The following is a 16,912-nucleotide window of genomic DNA, read 5'->3' on the forward strand; positions in this document are numbered from 1 at the left end:
TCAATAGCTGGATTAGCGGAGAGTGCAGCCCCAACGGTAACGACGCTCGAGCAGTTGATACTCGGGACGCACGCTCTGACTCCAGGAGTCATCCCCGCCCACCCCCATGTGGGCGCCATCGAGACAGACCCACAGCCCCTCTTCGGCCACCAGATCGCTCTGGTGACGGGCGGCGGCCAGCTGCTGCTGACTGAAGCGGCTGGCACTGAAATGGAAGCTGCCGCTCACCGTCGTGCTGCCCAGCTGCAACTGGCGGGTATCACAGCGCAAGCCGTTGTCACTCGGGAAAATGTAAGGGGTATGCATCGCCTCCAGCGGCAGACTCCAGCGCCCCAGATCGGCGCCCAGCAGGCGATCCGGATAGTTCTCGTGCGGCCCACGCCCCAGCCATTCGGCTCGCGCTGGCACCTTGGCCAGATGAAGCAGCAGGCCGATCCGCGGCAGCGACGGCAGCACCTGTGCCAGCTCGGTCTCTATCTCGAGGCTCATGGCGCCATCGTCGGTAAAGTGATGATGCCAGTGACTCACCAGCAGCAGCTCATCACGGTGGAAGTAGCCATGACTGACCCGGATATCCCCTCCGGCGACCGCGATCCCCAGACAGCGGTGCTGCCACTGACCGAGGCCACAGCCCTGCCAGCGAGCAATCCAGGAGTTGGGGTCGGCGTGATCCGCTTCGCTGGTGCCGATGTCGTTGTCGAGCGGCGCGCGGTAGAAGTGATCCATGATCGGCGCCAGCAGCTGCTCCTGCCCCGATTTTTGCCAACTGGTGATGCGGCCGCTCTGCTTGTCGAGCCGCCACTGGCTGTTTGCGGCGGTGATCCGCCAGCCATCCGGCTGCTCGCTCAGGGTGGCGGCAGCGACCGGCGCTGGCAGGGCAAGGGGAGTCGGCAGGGTGAACTGCTGACGGGCGACCTTGTGATCTGCCTGCGACCAAGGGGTGGCCTGCGGCTGAACGATGGCCAGATCGAGCCAGGCCAGTGAACCTGCCGCAAAGGGGGGCAACGCCTCGCTCAGGGTCAACTCGACCACCCCCTGTGGCGCCAGCTCAAGGGAGAACTCCCCCTGCTGCTGCACATGGCCGTTCTCACACAGCTGCCAGCAAAGCCGCTCGTTGTCGGTTTCCCGAAACAGGTATTCGCTCTCGATCCGCACCCGCAGCGGGGTGTGCTCAAGCAGGCTGAAGCGGAACGGCTGCTGGGCACGTTTTGCCTCGAACAGGGTGGGATGGGGGGTGCGATCCGGGAACAGCAGGCCGTTGCAGCAGAACTGGCGATCGTTTTGCACATCACCGAAGTCGCCGCCATAGCCCCAGTAGTGGCGACCATCGGCGGTGTATTTGTCGAGCCCCTGATCGACCCAATCCCAGACAAATCCGCCTTGCAGACGTGGATGATCGCGAAACGCCTGCCAATAGTGGGCGTAGCCCCCCAGACTGTTGCCCATGGCGTGGGCATATTCGCAGAGGATCAGCGGTCGGTGCTCGCCGGGCAGGCCGATCCACTTGGCCAGCGCCCACTTTGGCACCGCCGGGAAGGGTTGATCCTGATGGGTTCTGGCATACATGGGGCAGATGATGTCAGTGGCCGGGGTATCGGCCCCGCCCCCCTCGTACTGCACCGGACGGCTCGGGTCGCTGCGCTTGATCCAGCCATACATGGCATCGTGGGCCGGGCCGTAACCCGACTCGTTGCCGAGCGACCAGATGATGATGGAGGGGTGGTTGAAATCCCGAGCCACCATGCGGGTAGCCCGCTCCAGAAAGGCGTTGCTCCAGGCGGGATCCCGCGCCAGCCGCCCCATGGGGGTCATGCCGTGGGTCTCCAGATTCGCCTCATCCACCACATAGAGACCGAGCCGATCGCAGAGGCGATAGAAGTCGGGGTGGTTGGGATAGTGGGAACAGCGCACCGCATTGAAGTTGTGCCGCTTCATCAGCAGCAGATCCCGCTCCATGGTGGCGCGATCAATGGCATAACCCTTGGCAGGGTGATGCTCGTGACGGTTGGCACCGCGAACAAGCAGCGGCTGCCCGTTGACCCGCAGCAGGCCGCCACGGATCTCCACCACCCGAAAGCCCACATCGCACGCCTCGCTCTCGATGGCCAGGCCCTGCTCGTCCAGCAGGGTCAGGGTGAAGCGATAGAGATGGGGCGTCTCGGCGCTCCACTTGCGCGGCGCAGCCACATCGAGCCAGAATTCGGCGCGATCGTCATACGCCCCTTTCTCATCAATGGCTTGGGTGCCGATCGGCTGGAGCAGGGTCGCAACCCGCTCGCTGCCATCATAGAGATTGGCCTCTACCGACAGACCAGCCCCATTGGCGACTTGCAGGGCAATCTTGAGACGGCCATCCCGATAGCAGGCATCCAGCTCGGGGGTCACCCGCATATCCATCAGATGGCGGGCCGGTTTGTGCAGCAGGCTGACGGAGCGGAAGATCCCCGACAGCCACCACATATCCTGATCTTCCAGATAGGAGCCGTCGGACCAGCGCAGCACCAGCACCGCCAGCCGGTTGCGACCGCTCTGCAGATATGGGGTCAGATCGAATTCGGCGGGCAGCCGGCTGTCCTGGGAGTAACCGACCCAGCGGCCGTTGCAGAACAGGTGGAAGGCACTGCTCACCCCGTCGAAGATGATCCGGCTCTGTCCGCTTGCCAGCCAGTCGGCGGGCAGTTCGAACTCGCGGGAGTAGCAGCCAGTAGGATTCTCTGCTGGCACTCGCGGTGGATCACAGGGAAAGGGGTACTTGATATTGGTGTAGATGGGGCCATCGGTGAGCGGCCGCGCAGCCGGATAGGCAGCATCCAGCTGCCAGTTACCCGGCACTGTAATGGGGCAAGCATCCACCAGATCCCGCGCCAGCCAACTCTCGGGCACCCGCTCGGGGGCGGCAAAGAAGGAGAAGCGCCACTCGCCATCGAGCAAGAGACGGGAGGTAGAGGCCAGATCACCTCTGGCATCCGCTTCGCTGCGCCAGCTGAACATGGGGGTATGGGCAGCCAGCCGGTTTACCGACGTAATAGCCTGAGTCTGCCAATCCTGACGCGCCACTATCTCCCTGAGCATTCACTCTCTCCCTGCTGATTGGAAAACGTATTCAGTCTAGAGAAGTATGACGCAGGGAACGGCGATCTCGCTCACACAGATGTAAACGATTACACTAATTTTGTTAAGTAAAGCGGAGTAAAAATGATTAAAAATAGGTAAAACAATAACTGTGCAAGAAACGGCCCCGAACAGGGCCGCAAAAGGGGGCTATCCGGCCCGAACCGGTGCCACCGAGTGGCGATTGATCAGGGTGGGGGTATAGATCCTGCTCTGGGTCGCGTCACTCTCCCCCGCCGCCAGCTGAATGGCCAGCTTGGCCGCCTGGGCCGCCATCAGCTCGATGGGATAGCGCATGGTGGAGAGCTTGGGGCGCAAATATCTGGCATAGATGATGTCATCGAAGCCCACTACCGAGACCTCCTCCGGCACTCGCAGGCCGTTGTCCGCCAGCACAGAGATGGCGCCAGCCGCCATGGCATCGTTATAGGCCACCACGGCGGTCACCTTGAGCCCCTTGGCCAGCAGGTTGAGCATGGCACGCTCCCCCCCCTCTTCGTTCGGCGTACCGCTCTCGATAAGCTCGGGATCGGCTGCCAGACCCGCTTCCATCAGCCCATCCTGATACCCCTGCAGACGCAAGGTGGCATCCTCGATGGCGTGATCCGAGCTGATAAAGGCGATATGGCGGTGGCCCAGTTCGATCAGGTGGCGAGTCGCCGTAGCCGCCCCCAGCCGGTTGTTGAGGGCGATGCAGCGCCCCTTAAGGGCAGGAATATCACGGTTGATCAGCACCATACCGGGCACCCGCATGGCGTAATCGTAAAGTTCCTCGTCGCTCAGCGCCTTGCTGTGCACCACCAACGCCTCGCAGCGCTTGCCGATCAGCAGCTCGATCGCTTCACGCTCCTGACGCGCCTTGTGAAAACCGTTACCCATCAGCAGGTGAAGGTTCTGCTCGACGGCGATGCCGGAGACCCCCTTCACCAGTGCACCGAAGAAGGGATCTGCCACGTCACCGACCACCACCCCCATGGTATCGCAAGTCTGGCTCACCAGTGCCCGCGCGTTGGCGTTGGGGGTATAGCCCAGTTCAGCCATGGCCTTCTGCACCACTTCGCGAGACGCGGCGCTGGCCTTGGGGGAGTTGTTCATCACCCGTGAAACCGTTGCCACCGACACATTGGCCAAACGGGCGACATCCTTGATGGTGCTCATGCTGTTTTCACTTCTTTCACTGTGCAATAGAGCGCCATTATACCCAGCAAACCCATTGAAAACAGAGGTGAAACGCATATCTGCCGTCAGGATGACCACAGAAACAGTGTAATCGTTTACACCGTTTTGCAAGCAAGCTCACAGTTTGGTCGCCACACCCTCGGCTAGACTCCTTCCAGACACTTTTCAGTGGAGAGCAAGATGAAGGTTCTGGTCACCGGCGGTTGCGGATATATCGGCAGCCACACCTCTCTGGCCCTGCAAGCGGCAGGCATGAATCCCGTGGTGGTCGACAACCTCGGCAACAGCAAACGCAGCGTGCTGGCCCGAGTCGCTGCCATCAGCGGCCAGCAACCCCTGTTCTATCAAGGGGATATTCGCGATGCGGCCCTGCTGGACCGGATCTTCGCCGAGCAGAATATCGATGCAGTGATCCACTTTGCCGCCCTCAAGGCGGTCGGCGAGTCGACCCGCATTCCACTGGATTACTACGAGAACAACCTCGGCGGCACCCTCACCCTGCTGCAGGCGATGAAGCGGGCCAATGTGCACAATCTGGTGTTCAGCTCCTCGGCCACCGTCTATGGCGATCCGGCCAGCCTGCCAATCCGCGAAGATTTCCCCCGCAGCGCCACCAACCCCTACGGACGATCCAAGCTGATCATCGAGGAGATCCTCGAAGATCTGCAATTGGCCGAGCCCCACTGGAGCATGACCCTGCTGCGCTATTTCAATCCGGTCGGCGCCCACGAATCGGGCACCATGGGTGAAGACCCGCAAGGGATCCCCAACAACCTGATGCCCTATATCACCCAGGTCGCCATCGGCCGTCGCGACTGCTTGTCTGTCTTTGGAAACGATTACCCCACCCCGGACGGCACCGGCGTGCGCGACTACATCCACGTGATGGATCTCGCCGAGGGGCACGTCAAGGCACTGCAACACTGCGCCAGCAAGGGTGGCGTGCACACCTACAACCTGGGCACCGGCCAGGGTCAGAGCGTGTTGCAGCTGGTCGCCGCTTTCTCTGCCGCCTGTGGCAAGCCGCTGCCATTTCGCATCGAACCGCGCCGCCCGGGCGACATCGCCGCCTGCTGGGCCGATCCGGCCAAGGCCGAGCGCGAGCTGGGCTGGCGGGCGACCCGCAACATCGACGCAATGTGCGCCGACAGCTGGCGCTGGCAATCCGCCAATCCAAACGGTTACGAAGAGTAGGCCTGCCTGCTCCCTGTTAATAGACGACCCTATTTTTCAATACCTTATTCAGGAGAGATGATGTTCAACCCCGTCGATCATCCCCATCGCCGCTTCAACCCGCTGACCGGCCAGTATGTGCTGGTCTCCCCCCATCGGGCCAAACGCCCCTGGCAGGGACAGGTGGAGAAGGTGAGTCAGGCCCCCAAACAGGCCCACGATCCCGACTGTTTCCTCTGCGCGGGCAACACCCGGGTCACCGGCGACATCAACCCCGACTACAAGGGCACCTTCGTTTTTACCAACGACTTCGCCGCCCTGATGCAGGATACCCCGGCCGCCAATAGCGCCAGCGATCCCCTGCTGAAGCTGGAAGCCGCCCGCGGCACCAGCCGGGTCATCTGCTTCTCGCCGGATCACGGCAAGACCCTGCCCGAGCTGCCGTTGCTCGCCATCGAAGGGGTGATCACCACCTGGAGGGATCAGGTCGCCGAGTTGTCGGCCCAGTGGGAGTGGGTGCAGGTATTTGAAAACAAAGGGGCCGTCATGGGCTGCTCCAACCCGCACCCCCACGGCCAGATCTGGGGCAGCGATTTCCTGCCCAACGAGATCGCCCGCGAAGAGCAGCACCAGCGTGACTGGCTGGCCGAGCATGGCCGCCCCATGCTGCTGGAGTATGTGGAGCGGGAGCTGGCGGATCGCTCGCGCATCGTGGTAGAGACCGAACACTGGCTTGCCGTGGTCCCCTTCTGGGCCGCCTGGCCGTTCGAAACCCTGCTGCTGCCCAAGGCGCACGTCCCCTCCATGCTCAATATGACCCAGGCCCAGCAACAGGATCTGGCGGTAGCGCTCAAGGAGCTCACCAGCCGCTACGACAACCTGTTCGAGTGCAGCTTCCCCTACTCCATGGGCTGGCACTTTGCACCGCCCAAATCGGAGTGCCCCGAGGCGTGGCAGTTGCATGCCCACTTCTATCCGCCGCTGCTGCGCTCCGCCACCGTGCGCAAATTCATGGTGGGCTTCGAGATGCTGGCCGAAACCCAGCGCGACCTTACCCCCGAGCAGGCCGCCGAGCGACTGCGCGCCCTGAGCCCCGTTCACTACAACCAGACCAGCCACACCAATGAGGAGGCCCTATGACCCCCAGCCAACGCGTCAGCACCGTTTTTGCCGAGCAATTTGCCAAAGCGCCCGATCTGCTGGTGCGCGCCCCCGGTCGCGTCAACCTCATCGGTGAACATACCGACTACAACGACGGCTTCGTGCTGCCCTGCGCCATCGACTACGAAACCTGCGTTGCAATCGGCCTGCGCGATGACCGGCAAGTGCAGGTGATCGCCGCCGACTACGACAACCAGCGCGACCAGTTCGACCTCGACCAGCCCATCGAGCACCACCCCAACCAACGCTGGAGCGACTACATCCGCGGCGTGGTGAAGTATCTGCAGGAGCGCGGTTATGCCCTGCGCGGCCTCGATCTGGTGGTTTCCGGCAACGTGCCGCAGGGGGCGGGTCTCTCCTCCTCCGCCTCGCTGGAAGTAGCCATCGGTCAGGCCTTCAAAGAGGCGCTGGGGCTCGACATCAGCCAGGCCGAGATCGCCCTCAATGGCCAGCAGGCGGAGAACAAGTTCGTCGGCTGCAACTGCGGCATCATGGATCAGATGATCTCCGCCAGCGGCAAAACAGACCACGCCCTGCTGCTCGACTGTCGCTCGCTGGAGACCCGCCTCATCACCATGCCGGCGGATCTGGCGGTGCTGATCGTCAACTCCAATGTGCGCCGCGGTCTGGTGGACAGCGAATACAACACTCGTCGCCAGCAGTGTGAAGCGGCCGCCCGTCACTACGGGGTCAAGGCGCTGCGCGATCTCGATCTGGCCGGACTGGAAGCGGGCAAAGCCGGGCTGGATGAGGCCTGCTACCGCCGTGCCCGCCACATCGTAGGGGAAAACGCCCGCACCCTGGCGGCCGCCGATGCGCTGGCCAGCCACGACCTGACCAGCCTCGGTGAGCTGATGGCCGAGTCGCACGCCGCCATGCGCGATGACTTCGAGATCACAGTGCCCGCCATCGACGGTCTGGTGGAGATCATCAAGGCCAGGATCGGCACAGATGGCGGCGTGCGGATGACCGGCGGCGGCTTCGGCGGCTGCGTGGTCGCCCTGCTGCGTCCCGAGAAAGTGGCCGAGGTGATTGCCGCTGTCGAGGCGGAGTATCCGGCCATCTCGGGCCTCAAGGCCGACTGCTACGTCTGCTCTGCCAGCGCCGGTGCAGGCAAGCTATGAGCAGCGCCATGACCCCGTTCGAGCTGGAAAATGAAGAGGGGCTGCGCCTGCGCGGCCTCGACTTCGGCGCCACCCTCACCTCCCTCACCCTGCCGGTAGCGGGCAAACGGCGCGAAGTGCTGCTGGGCTGTGCCGACGACGCCTATCCCACCCAACAGGTGTGGCTGGGTGCGGTGGCCGGGCGTTTTGCCAACCGCATCGGCGGTGCCGAGCTGGTGCGTGATGGACAGCGCTGGCCGCTGAATGCCAATCAGGCACCCAACTGTCTGCACGGCGGGCAGGCAGGCTTTCATCGCCAGCGTTGGCAGATCAAGGAACTGGAAGCAGATCGGGTCAAGCTGGCGTTGCTCTCCCGAGCGGGGGATCAGGGCTTTCCCGGCAATCTGCGGGTCACCCTGGAGTACCGGCTTGAGCAGAGCGATCTGGTGGTCGATTTTGTGGCCAGCACAGATGCCACAACTCCGGTCAGCCTCACCAGCCACGCTTACTTCAATCTCGATGGGCAAACCGATGGCGGCGACGTCCGTGACCACCTCATCAGCATCAATGCCGACCACTTCCTGCCGACCGACCCGAACGGTTTGCCGATCACCATCACCCCGGTGGAGGGGCCATTCGATCTGCGCCGCGAGCGCCTGATTGGCCAGGATTGGCTGAACCATCCCCAGCAACAACAGGCCAAGGGGTACGATCACGCCTTTGTGCTCAACGGCCCGACATCAGAATGGGCCGCTCGCGTGGTATCGGGTGACAGACAGCTGGCGATGGAGGTCTACACCAACCAGCCCTCGCTGCAGTTCTATACCGGCAACTGGTTGGCCAATACCCCGAACCGCAGCGGCCTGTCACACCGGGATCACGACGGCTTCTGTCTTGAGGCGCAACAGCTGCCGGACAGCCCCAATCGCCCCGAGCTGGGCAACCCCTGGCTGCTGCCGGGCGGGCGTTATCACCACCAGACCCGCTACCGCTTTATCCGCGACTGACTTAAAGGTTTCATGATTTTTACATAGCCTCAGCAGTCACTATCGAGCAAGATAAGCCGCCCCGAGACCTTCCCGGGGCGTTTTTACATCAACGAAGTTAAGGATTGTTTGTTCGATGACTGACACTTATAGCCTGCTGGTCGCCTTTATTCTGGGCGTCGTCGAGGGGCTGACTGAGTTCCTCCCCGTCTCCTCCACCGGCCACATGATTATCGTCGGCCATCTGCTGGGCTTTGAAGGGCCCAAGGCCGCCACCTTCGAAGTGGTGATCCAGCTGGGCTCCATCCTCGCCGTGGTCGCCGTCTTCTGGCGCCGCCTGTTTGGCCTGATTGGCATTCACTTCGGCCAGAAGCCGTCCCGGGATCACGCGACCCTGTCGCTGGTGCATGTCATCCTCGGCATGATGCCCGCCATCGTGGTCGGTCTGGCCATCCACAGCTGGATCAAGGCCAACCTGTTTGGCCCACAGACCGTCATGTACGCGCTGGTCGCGGGGGGCATCCTGCTGATCATCGCCGAGAAATTCCGCCCGGCCGTCACAGCTGAAACCCTGGATGACATCAGCTACAAGCAGGCGTTCGGCATCGGTCTGTTCCAGTGTCTGGCCCTGTGGCCCGGCTTCTCCCGCTCCGGCGCCACCATCAGTGGTGGCATGCTGATGGGGATCAGCCGTCACGCTGCCGCCGAGTTCTCCTTCATCATGGCAGTGCCCATGATGGTGGCCGCCAGCGGGCTGGATCTCTACAAGAGCCGCGATTTCCTCTCGATGGCCGACTTCCCGATGTTTGCAGTGGGCTTTATCACCGCCTTCGTGGTAGCGATGTTTGCGATCAAGACCTTCCTGACATTGATCCGCCGCATCGACTTCATCCCGTTCGCCATCTACCGCTTTATCGTGGCATTCGCCGTCTATCTGGTGTTTGTCGCCTGACCGGCAACCAGCAATCAAATGAAAAAAGGGACCAATCTGGTCCCTTTTTCTATGGCGTCATAGTGCTCAGTAGAGATGCTGGCTGATGCCATTCAGCAGCCGCGACAACCCCTTGGTGAACTGCACCGGCGCATCCTGCACCGTGTAGCAGAGGCAACCGTCCGGCGTATGCGGGCTGTGGGAGTGGCTGGCATCGCGCCAGATGAAATCTCCCGCCTTGTAAAGGGTATCGCCATCCTGAATATTGCCAGCCAGCAACAAGGTCAGCTCATAGCCCTGATGGGTGTGCTCGGGGATGCGACCGCCCGCTTCGATATGGAGCAGGCTGGCGCGCGCGCCCATCTCGTCCAGCGGCAGACTCTGCTGACGAATGACCCCGATATGGCGCCACTTGGGCGAGCGGTAGCGGGCCAGCACCCGTGGCAAACGGTAGGCGTGACCGGCCACCTCCAGCTCGCCGTGCTGCGTTCGGGGCTGGTCATGTGTTGGCTCGGAGAGGGGCTCTGCCAGCGGCTGCGCCAGAATATCCGCCAGCATGGCGTCGAATCCGGCGTCCAGTCCCACTTCATCGCGGGAGGCCAGCTCGGGCTCCGCTGGCGAGGCAAGATATTGTTGCGCCAGCTCCTCTTCGAATGTCTTTAGTCGGGCAGCACAATCGGGGCAGAGTTCGCAGTGGGCGGAGAGCCCTACCGCCAGCGGCAGAGGGAGCTCATCGGCGGCAAAAGCACGCAGCATAGGGTCGGTCGGATGGGCTTTAATCATGGCCTTGCTCCACTTGCTCTTTCAGTTTCTGTAACGCCAGCCGGAGGCGGGACTTGATGGTACCGAGCGGCACGCCGAGTCGCTCCGCCAGCTCCTGCTGGGAGAACTCCTGCAGATAGATGCCGCGCACCACCTGCTGTTGCGGCTCCGGCAGGGTGCCCAGATAGTGGGCCATCTGACGGGTCAGCACCGCATCCTCACCGCCGCTCAGGTGCTCCTCTTCGGCCTGAAACTCCAGCACCGGCCACAGCTCCTCGGCACAGAGATCCTCCTTGCTGGCGCGACGACGGCGCAGCATGTCGAAGCACTGGTTGCGCATCACGGTATAGATCCAGGTGGTCGGCGCCCCCTTCTCGGGGTGGTAGAGACGCGCCTTCTGCCACACCAGCAGCATGGTCTCCTGCACCAGCTCCATAGCGTTGGCTTCGCTGCCGAGGTGGCGCAGGCCGTAGCTGCGAATACGCGGCGCAAAGTGTTGGAACAGGCGGGCAAAAGCAGCCTTGTCGGCCTGCTCTGCCACCCTGATCAGCAGAGATTTGAGATCGCCATCCGGGTTATCCATCACGGGCGAAGTCCTGCGTATGGTCGAGTGTGGTTGGCCAGTATATGCCATTGCGCCATCCCTTTGGTGTGCTGTCGAACATGCTGTGGTGATGACTTGTACGGCGCTGCGGCAGTGGCGGATCAGCGGGTCAGAAAAAATCAGTGGCTGGCCACCAGCACCCCCTTGAGCAGGGCGATGGCGGGCTGATTGTCGGCGGCAGCTAGCAGCAACTGCTTCTGCTCGGGGGGGATCGGCAGCACCTCCAGCCAGCGCTGGGCCACCCAGTTGCCATCGTCCCAGCGGGGGGCGGGATAGAGGGCGGCATAGTCGGGATAGTCGGCAAACACCTCCCGCAGCGCATCAACCAGCGGTTGCTGATCGGGATGGAGCCGGCGGGGCGGCCAGGCCGTCAGCGGCGTCACCTCGCCGATACGCAGGCCATCCTGCTCCTGCCACAGATCCTCTATCTGCACCCGCTCCATCCCCTGCACCGTGATCCCCAGCATGCCGTCCGGCAGCCGGTCGAAATCGATGATGGTGACCCGGGTGGCGATGGGCAGCATGTTGCGCAGGGCGTCGGGCTGGCGAGGGTCCACCATGCAGAGGGCAAAGCCGGACTCCCCCGCCTCGGCAATCATCCGCTGGTATCTCGGTTCGAAGATCCGCAGCGGCATGACGCCGCCGGGCAGCAGGTGGGCAGATAGGGGAAACAGCGCCAGTCGCATCGCAAACTCCTCGGTTGGGAACCTCTGTTGATACGCCGGGCCAGTGGGAGGAGATCATTCCCGTCAGCGGAAAGGAAAAACCCTTAACAATCAGGGGAAAATAGCCTAGACAAGCCGCTTCGATATGCAGTAGAAATGGATAAGCACCGTAATTTCCGCCCAATATTCTGGAATATGGCGCCAAACGCAGTGAAATATCCGCCCGACAGCGAGCGGCGGGTCATCCCTATAGTTTTCTCGGGCCGATGCGGGTAAAATTCACGCCCTTATATATCAGTCATTTTTCGACGCGCAACCTTGGTGGTCAGTTATGAAAGAGCATATTCATCATCTACTTGAACAAACGGTAGCCAATCTCAAGTCAGCAGGCGTCCTGCCGGCGGACCTGGAAGCCCGCGTGCAAGTAGACCGATGCAAGGAAAAAGCTCACGGCGACCTGGCTACCAACCTGGCCATGCTGCTGGCCAAACCGGCCCGCAAGAATCCCCGTGAGCTGGCGGCGGCCATCATCGAGCACCTGCCCGCCTCCGACCTGATCGCCAAGGTCGAGATCGCCGGTCCCGGCTTCATCAACTTCTTCTTCGACCAGCGCTGGCTGGCCGGTCAGGTCGAGGCCATGGTGACCTCTGCCAATGCCAACGTACGGTTGCCCGCTCCACAAACCGTGGTGGTGGACTACTCCGCCCCCAACGTGGCCAAAGAGATGGCGGTGCACCACATCCGCTCCACCGTACTCGGTGACGTAGCTGCGCGCGCGCTGGAATTCCTCGGCCACAAAGTGATCCGTGCCAACCACATCGGCGACTGGGGCACCCAGTTCGGCATGCTGATCGCCTATCTGGAGAAGATGTCCAACGAACACGCCAGTGACATGGCGCTCAAGGATCTGGAAGCCTTCTACACCCAGGCCAAGCGTTGCTACGACGAAGACGAAGCCTTCGCCGAGCGCGCCCGTAATTACGTGGTCAAGCTGCAGGGCGGCGATGAGTACTGCCGTACCATGTGGAAGAAGCTGGTCGACATGACCATGGAACAGAACCAGATCAACTACGACCGCCTGAATGTCTCCCTGACCAACAAGGACATCATGGGCGAGTCCATGTACAACGACATGCTGCCGGAGATCGTTGCAGACCTGAAAGCCAAGGGGCTGGCGGTCGAGAGCGAAGGCGCCACCGTTGTCTTCCTGGACGAGTTCAAGAACAAGGATGGCGAGGCCATGGGCGTCATCATCCAGAAGAGCGATGGCGGTTTCCTCTACACCACCACCGACATCGCCTGTGCCAAATACCGTTATGAAACCCTGGGCGCCGACCGTGTCATGTACTTCATCGACTCCCGTCAGCACCAGCACCTGATGCAGGCCTGGACCATCACCCGCAAGGCGGGCTATGTGCCGGAATCCGTACCGCTCGAGCACCACGCCTTCGGCATGATGCTGGGCAAGGATGGTCGTCCCTACAAGACCCGCTCCGGTGGTACCGTCAAGCTGGTTGACCTGCTGAACGAGGCCGAAGAGCGCGCCGCCGCCCTGCTGGAGAGCCGCAACAGCGACCTCTCTGCCGAAGAGAAGGCCAACGTGGTCAACGCCATCGCCATGGGCGCGGTCAAGTATGCGGATCTCTCCAAGAACCGTACTACCGACTACATCTTCGACTGGGATCTGATGCTCTCCTTTGAAGGCAACACTGCCCCTTACCTGCAGTACGCCTACACCCGTATCCAGTCCATCTTCCGCAAGGCCAACATCGATGCCGAAACGCTGACCGGCAACGTGACCCTGAACGAAGAGGCCGAAGAGGTGCTGGCCCAGAAGCTGATCCAGTTCTCCGACGCGGTCAACGGCGTGGCCGACAAAGGCATGCCGCACCTGCTCTGTACCTACCTGTACGAGTTGTCCGGCAACTTCATGACCTTCTATGAAGCCTGCCCGATCAACAAGGATGGCGTGGACGAGGCAACCCGTCAGAGCCGTCTGCTGCTGTGCGCCGCCACCGCCAAGGTACTGAAACTGGGCCTCGGCGTACTGGGCATCCATACCCTGGAGCGCATGTAATAGATGGCAACCCGGGATTATGTCGGCAGCCGCCCGCGACGTCGGGCGGGTGGCCGCAATACCAAGAAAGCGGCCCCTCGCCGCTTTCCTGTTATTCCAGTGCTGCTGGTCGTGGCACTGCTGGCAGGCTTTGGTGGCTTCCTCTACATGATCAATGGCAAGGGCAACGATGCCCCCACTATTGAGGAGCAGGTAAAGGCCAACAAGCCAAAAGCGCAGAATAACGGGCTGCCTCAGGAGAAGTGGAGCTACATCGAACGGCTTGAGAACAAGCAGGTCGATATCATAGAGCCGCCGACCCAGCCGGGTGTGCTGCCGCCACCACCGGCAGATACCATGACCCTGCAACCGGAAAAACTGCCACAGCCGGTGCCGACCGACATTCCCCAACCGGGAACGCCCATCGGCCAGCCCAAGCCCTATCAGCCCAATCCGGCGACCACCCCTTCCACCTCGGGTGCACCGGTTGCCAGCGCGCAAGAGCAGGTGATCGACCGCAAGGCCGAACGGGAACGGATGGAGCGGGAGATCCGTGCCGAGCTGGAACGGGAGCGCGCCGAAGCGGCCAAGGCCAAAGCGGCCACCCCGCCAGCCCAGACCGCAGCCGCCGACAGCGGTCGCTACATGATGCAGTGCGCCGCCCTGCGCTCGCAGGATTCCGCAGAGTCGCTCAAGGCGCGTATCGCCTTCACCGCCGGCCTCTCTTCCAGCCTGCAGGTGATCAATGGCGCCAACGGCACCGTCTACAAGGTGATGGTGGGCCCCTTCAACGGCAAGGCGGCCGCCGACGCGGCCAACAGCAAGCTGCAGAGCTCCGGCATCAGCGGCTGCATTCCCAAGAAAGGGTAATCCGCTTACCGATGACGCAGGGCCGGGTGGCAACACCCGGCCCTGTTCTTTTGGTGTCACTCGCACCCACGCTCTTTACTACCCCGTTTATCCCGACCAAAGGCAGGGTTGAAAAGCCCGTTTGCCATCCCCATCTTTCTTGCCATGCACAGTCAGGCCGTCATTCGGCTCAAGCGAGGTAAGTAAAGTGACTACCATAGTTTCAGTTCGCCGCAACGGTCAGGTCGTCATCGGTGGCGATGGCCAGGTCTCTCTTGGCAACACCGTCATGAAGGGCAACGCCCGCAAGGTTCATCGTCTCTATAACGGCAAAGTGCTGGCCGGTTTCGCTGGCGGTACCGCCGACGCCTTCACCCTGCTCGAACGTTTCGAAGCAAAACTGCAGGCCCATCAGGGTAATCTGGAGCGCGCCGCCGTGGCGCTGGCCAAAGATTGGCGCACCGATCGCGCCCTGCGCCGCCTCGAAGCGCTGCTGGCCGTGGCCGACGAACACAAATCCTTCATCATCACCGGCAACGGTGACGTGGTACAGCCGGAGCACGATCTCATCGCCATCGGCAGCGGCGGCAACTTCGCCCAGTCTGCCGCCATCGCGCTGCTGGAAAACACCGAGCTGGATGCCAGGACCATTGTCGAGAAGTCTCTCAAGATTGCGGGCGACATCTGTGTCTTCACCAATGGCAACCACACCATTGAAGTGCTGGATTATTTAGCTAAATAAGTCGGCGAAATAAGGCCACCAGCCAAACCCAATTTCCCAAGGGGTGGGCACTGCCCGCCCCGGATACAGGAACACCATCATGTCCGAGATGACCCCGAGAGAAATCGTCCACGAGCTGGACAGACACATCATTGGTCAGGCCGATGCCAAGCGCGCCGTTGCCGTTGCCCTGCGCAACCGCTGGCGCCGGATGCAACTCAACGAAGAGATGCGCCATGAAGTGACCCCGAAAAACATCCTGATGATCGGCCCGACCGGTGTCGGCAAGACCGAGATCGCCCGTCGTCTGGCCAAGCTGGCCAACGCCCCCTTCATCAAGGTGGAAGCGACCAAGTTCACCGAAGTGGGCTATGTCGGCAAGGAAGTGGATAGCATCATCCGCGATCTGACCGATGCCGCCATCAAGTTGGTGCGCGAAACCGAGATGGAGAAGATGAAATATCGCGCCGAGGAAGCCGCCGAAGAGCGCATCCTCGACGCCCTGCTGCCCAACCCGCGCAACACCTGGGGTGAGGAAGAGAAAGCCGACAACTCCAACACCCGCCAGATCTTCCGCAAGAAACTGCGGGAAGGTCAGCTGGATGACAAGGAGATCGAGCTGGAACTCTCCGCCTCCCCGATGGGCGTCGAAATCATGACCCCGCCGGGCATGGAAGAGATGGCCAACCAGCTGCAGGGGCTGTTCCAGAATCTGGGCCAGAACCAGAAGAAGAAGCGCAAGATCAAGGTCAAAGAGGCCATGAAGGCGCTGATCGAAGAGGAAGCGGCCCGTCTGGTCAATCCGGAAGAGCTGAAGCAGAAAGCGATCGCAGCGGTCGAGAACAACGGCATCGTCTTCCTCGACGAGATCGACAAAATCTGCAAGCGCGGCGAAAGCTCGGGCCCGGACGTTTCCCGTGAAGGGGTACAGCGCGACCTGCTGCCACTGGTTGAAGGTTGCACCGTCAACACCAAGCACGGCATGGTCAAGACCGACCACATCCTGTTTGTCGCCTCCGGCGCCTTCCAGATCGCCAAGCCGTCAGATCTGATCCCCGAGCTGCAGGGCCGTCTGCCGATCCGGGTCGAGCTGACCGCCCTGACCACAGATGACTTCGAGCGCATCCTGACCGAACCAAACGCCTCCCTGACCGATCAGTACAAGGCGCTGATGGCCACCGAAGGGGTCAACATCGAGTTCACCAAGGATGGCATCCGCCGTCTGGCCGAAGCGGCGTGGCAGGTTAACGAGCGTACAGAGAACATCGGTGCCCGTCGTCTGCACACCGTGATGGAGCGCCTGATGGAAGATATCTCCTATGACGCCTCCGAGAAGTCCGGCGAGACCTTTGTCATCGACACCGACTACGTCAACGCCCATCTCGGTGCGCTTGTCGAGGATGAGGATCTGAGCCGCTTTATTCTGTAAGCACGCCCAGCCATCACGATCAAAAACGCCTCCCTTGTGGAGGCGTTTTTATTTCCCTGCCACCCATTTCATCCCGCCCCTTGCGAAAGTCCGCCGTTTTTCATCCCTGCTGAAATCTGCTCAAAAAAAGATCTATCAACTTCTGTGCGATTAATTTATACATACGTATAAATCAGATCGAA

At 61.7% G+C, this 16,912-nt stretch carries 14 protein-coding genes; 9 read left to right on the plus strand and 5 right to left on the minus strand.

What is annotated here, in order from left to right; genetic code table 11:
• Positions 1-12: 12 nt before the first annotated feature.
• Positions 13-3,072, minus strand: a complete 3,060-nt coding sequence (locus BN1139_RS11930) for a beta-galactosidase (protein ID WP_013723367.1) — start codon at positions 3,070-3,072, stop codon at positions 13-15.
• A 189-nt stretch (positions 3,073-3,261) separates the two neighbouring features.
• Positions 3,262-4,269: a substrate-binding domain-containing protein gene (locus BN1139_RS11935; protein ID WP_041915397.1), complete on the minus strand. Its 1,008-nt coding sequence runs from the start codon at positions 4,267-4,269 to the stop codon at positions 3,262-3,264.
• 201 nt (positions 4,270-4,470) lie between these two features.
• Between BN1139_RS11935 and galE the strand changes: the two genes are divergently transcribed.
• From galE to bacA, 5 genes are all read left to right on the plus strand, one after another.
• A complete protein-coding gene (gene galE / locus BN1139_RS11940) occupies positions 4,471-5,484 on the plus strand; it encodes a UDP-glucose 4-epimerase GalE (RefSeq protein ID WP_013723365.1) in 1,014 nt (337 codons plus the stop codon).
• Positions 5,485-5,544: 60 nt separating this feature from the next.
• Positions 5,545-6,603, plus strand: a complete 1,059-nt coding sequence (locus BN1139_RS11945) for a UDP-glucose--hexose-1-phosphate uridylyltransferase (RefSeq protein ID WP_013723364.1) — start codon at positions 5,545-5,547, stop codon at positions 6,601-6,603.
• A complete protein-coding gene (gene galK, locus BN1139_RS11950) occupies positions 6,600-7,748 on the plus strand; it encodes a galactokinase (RefSeq protein WP_013723363.1) in 1,149 nt (382 codons plus the stop codon). The genes BN1139_RS11945 and galK overlap by 4 nt, the downstream gene beginning before the upstream one ends.
• Entirely contained in the window at positions 7,745-8,734 is a 990-nt protein-coding gene (gene galM / locus BN1139_RS11955; RefSeq protein WP_013723362.1) for a galactose-1-epimerase, read from the plus strand. Before galK ends, galM begins: the two co-directional genes overlap by 4 nt.
• 115 nt (positions 8,735-8,849) lie before the next feature.
• On the plus strand, positions 8,850-9,665 hold the full coding sequence (gene bacA / locus BN1139_RS11960; RefSeq protein ID WP_005355537.1) for an undecaprenyl-diphosphate phosphatase: 816 nt from the start codon (positions 8,850-8,852) through the stop codon (positions 9,663-9,665).
• 66 nt (positions 9,666-9,731) lie between these two features.
• Here bacA and BN1139_RS11965 read toward each other — a convergent pair whose 3' ends face one another.
• The 3 genes from BN1139_RS11965 to BN1139_RS11975 all read right to left on the minus strand — a co-directional run bounded on the left by BN1139_RS11965 (position 9,732) and on the right by BN1139_RS11975 (position 11,696).
• Positions 9,732-10,427 carry a ChrR family anti-sigma-E factor gene (locus tag BN1139_RS11965; RefSeq protein ID WP_013723361.1) on the minus strand — a complete coding sequence of 232 codons (696 nt, stop codon included), beginning with the start codon at positions 10,425-10,427 and terminating at the stop codon, positions 9,732-9,734.
• Positions 10,420-10,989, minus strand: coding sequence for a sigma-70 family RNA polymerase sigma factor (locus tag BN1139_RS11970; RefSeq protein WP_005355542.1), 570 nt, complete (start codon positions 10,987-10,989; stop codon positions 10,420-10,422). The genes BN1139_RS11965 and BN1139_RS11970 overlap by 8 nt, the downstream gene beginning before the upstream one ends.
• A 140-nt stretch (positions 10,990-11,129) precedes the next feature.
• Positions 11,130-11,696, minus strand: coding sequence for an LON peptidase substrate-binding domain-containing protein (locus BN1139_RS11975; RefSeq protein ID WP_005355544.1), 567 nt, complete (start codon positions 11,694-11,696; stop codon positions 11,130-11,132).
• Positions 11,697-12,006: 310 nt separating this feature from the next.
• Here BN1139_RS11975 and argS point away from each other — a divergent pair, with 310 nt between their 5' ends.
• The 4 genes from argS (at position 12,007) to hslU (ending at position 16,730) form a co-directional block, all read left to right on the plus strand.
• Positions 12,007-13,752, plus strand: a complete 1,746-nt coding sequence (gene argS, locus BN1139_RS11980; protein ID WP_005355547.1) for an arginine--tRNA ligase — start codon at positions 12,007-12,009, stop codon at positions 13,750-13,752.
• 3 nt (positions 13,753-13,755) lie between these two features.
• A complete protein-coding gene (locus BN1139_RS11985) occupies positions 13,756-14,601 on the plus strand; it encodes an SPOR domain-containing protein (protein ID WP_005340771.1) in 846 nt (281 codons plus the stop codon).
• A gap of 187 nt (positions 14,602-14,788) precedes the next feature.
• A complete protein-coding gene (gene hslV, locus BN1139_RS11990; protein ID WP_005355550.1) occupies positions 14,789-15,322 on the plus strand; it encodes an ATP-dependent protease subunit HslV in 534 nt (177 codons plus the stop codon).
• Positions 15,323-15,401: 79 nt separating this feature from the next.
• Positions 15,402-16,730, plus strand: coding sequence for an HslU--HslV peptidase ATPase subunit (hslU, locus tag BN1139_RS11995; RefSeq protein ID WP_005340773.1), 1,329 nt, complete (start codon positions 15,402-15,404; stop codon positions 16,728-16,730).
• Positions 16,731-16,912: the final 182 nt, after the last annotated feature.

It is taken from the genome of Aeromonas veronii bv. veronii, from assembly GCF_000820225.1.
In the GTDB taxonomy this organism is placed as follows: domain Bacteria; phylum Pseudomonadota; class Gammaproteobacteria; order Enterobacterales; family Aeromonadaceae; genus Aeromonas; species Aeromonas veronii.

What these genes read in the sequence shown, in the direction of transcription:
- galE (WP_013723365.1), top strand. Translation starts at nt 4,471, where the DNA reads ATGAAGGTTCTGGTCACCGGCGGTTGCGGATATATCGGCAGCCACACC.
- argS (WP_005355547.1), top strand. Translation starts at nt 12,007, where the DNA reads ATGAAAGAGCATATTCATCATCTACTTGAACAAACGGTAGCCAATCTC.
- galM (WP_013723362.1), top strand. Translation starts at nt 7,745, where the DNA reads ATGAGCAGCGCCATGACCCCGTTCGAGCTGGAAAATGAAGAGGGGCTG.
- BN1139_RS11970 (WP_005355542.1), bottom strand. Translation starts at nt 10,989, where the DNA reads ATGGATAACCCGGATGGCGATCTCAAATCTCTGCTGATCAGGGTGGCA.
- BN1139_RS11965 (WP_013723361.1), bottom strand. Translation starts at nt 10,427, where the DNA reads ATGATTAAAGCCCATCCGACCGACCCTATGCTGCGTGCTTTTGCCGCC.
- BN1139_RS11930 (WP_013723367.1), bottom strand. Translation starts at nt 3,072, where the DNA reads ATGCTCAGGGAGATAGTGGCGCGTCAGGATTGGCAGACTCAGGCTATT.
- BN1139_RS11935 (WP_041915397.1), bottom strand. Translation starts at nt 4,269, where the DNA reads ATGAGCACCATCAAGGATGTCGCCCGTTTGGCCAATGTGTCGGTGGCA.
- galK (WP_013723363.1), top strand. Translation starts at nt 6,600, where the DNA reads ATGACCCCCAGCCAACGCGTCAGCACCGTTTTTGCCGAGCAATTTGCC.
- BN1139_RS11985 (WP_005340771.1), top strand. Translation starts at nt 13,756, where the DNA reads ATGGCAACCCGGGATTATGTCGGCAGCCGCCCGCGACGTCGGGCGGGT.
- BN1139_RS11945 (WP_013723364.1), top strand. Translation starts at nt 5,545, where the DNA reads ATGTTCAACCCCGTCGATCATCCCCATCGCCGCTTCAACCCGCTGACC.
- BN1139_RS11975 (WP_005355544.1), bottom strand. Translation starts at nt 11,696, where the DNA reads ATGCGACTGGCGCTGTTTCCCCTATCTGCCCACCTGCTGCCCGGCGGC.
- hslU (WP_005340773.1), top strand. Translation starts at nt 15,402, where the DNA reads ATGTCCGAGATGACCCCGAGAGAAATCGTCCACGAGCTGGACAGACAC.
- bacA (WP_005355537.1), top strand. Translation starts at nt 8,850, where the DNA reads ATGACTGACACTTATAGCCTGCTGGTCGCCTTTATTCTGGGCGTCGTC.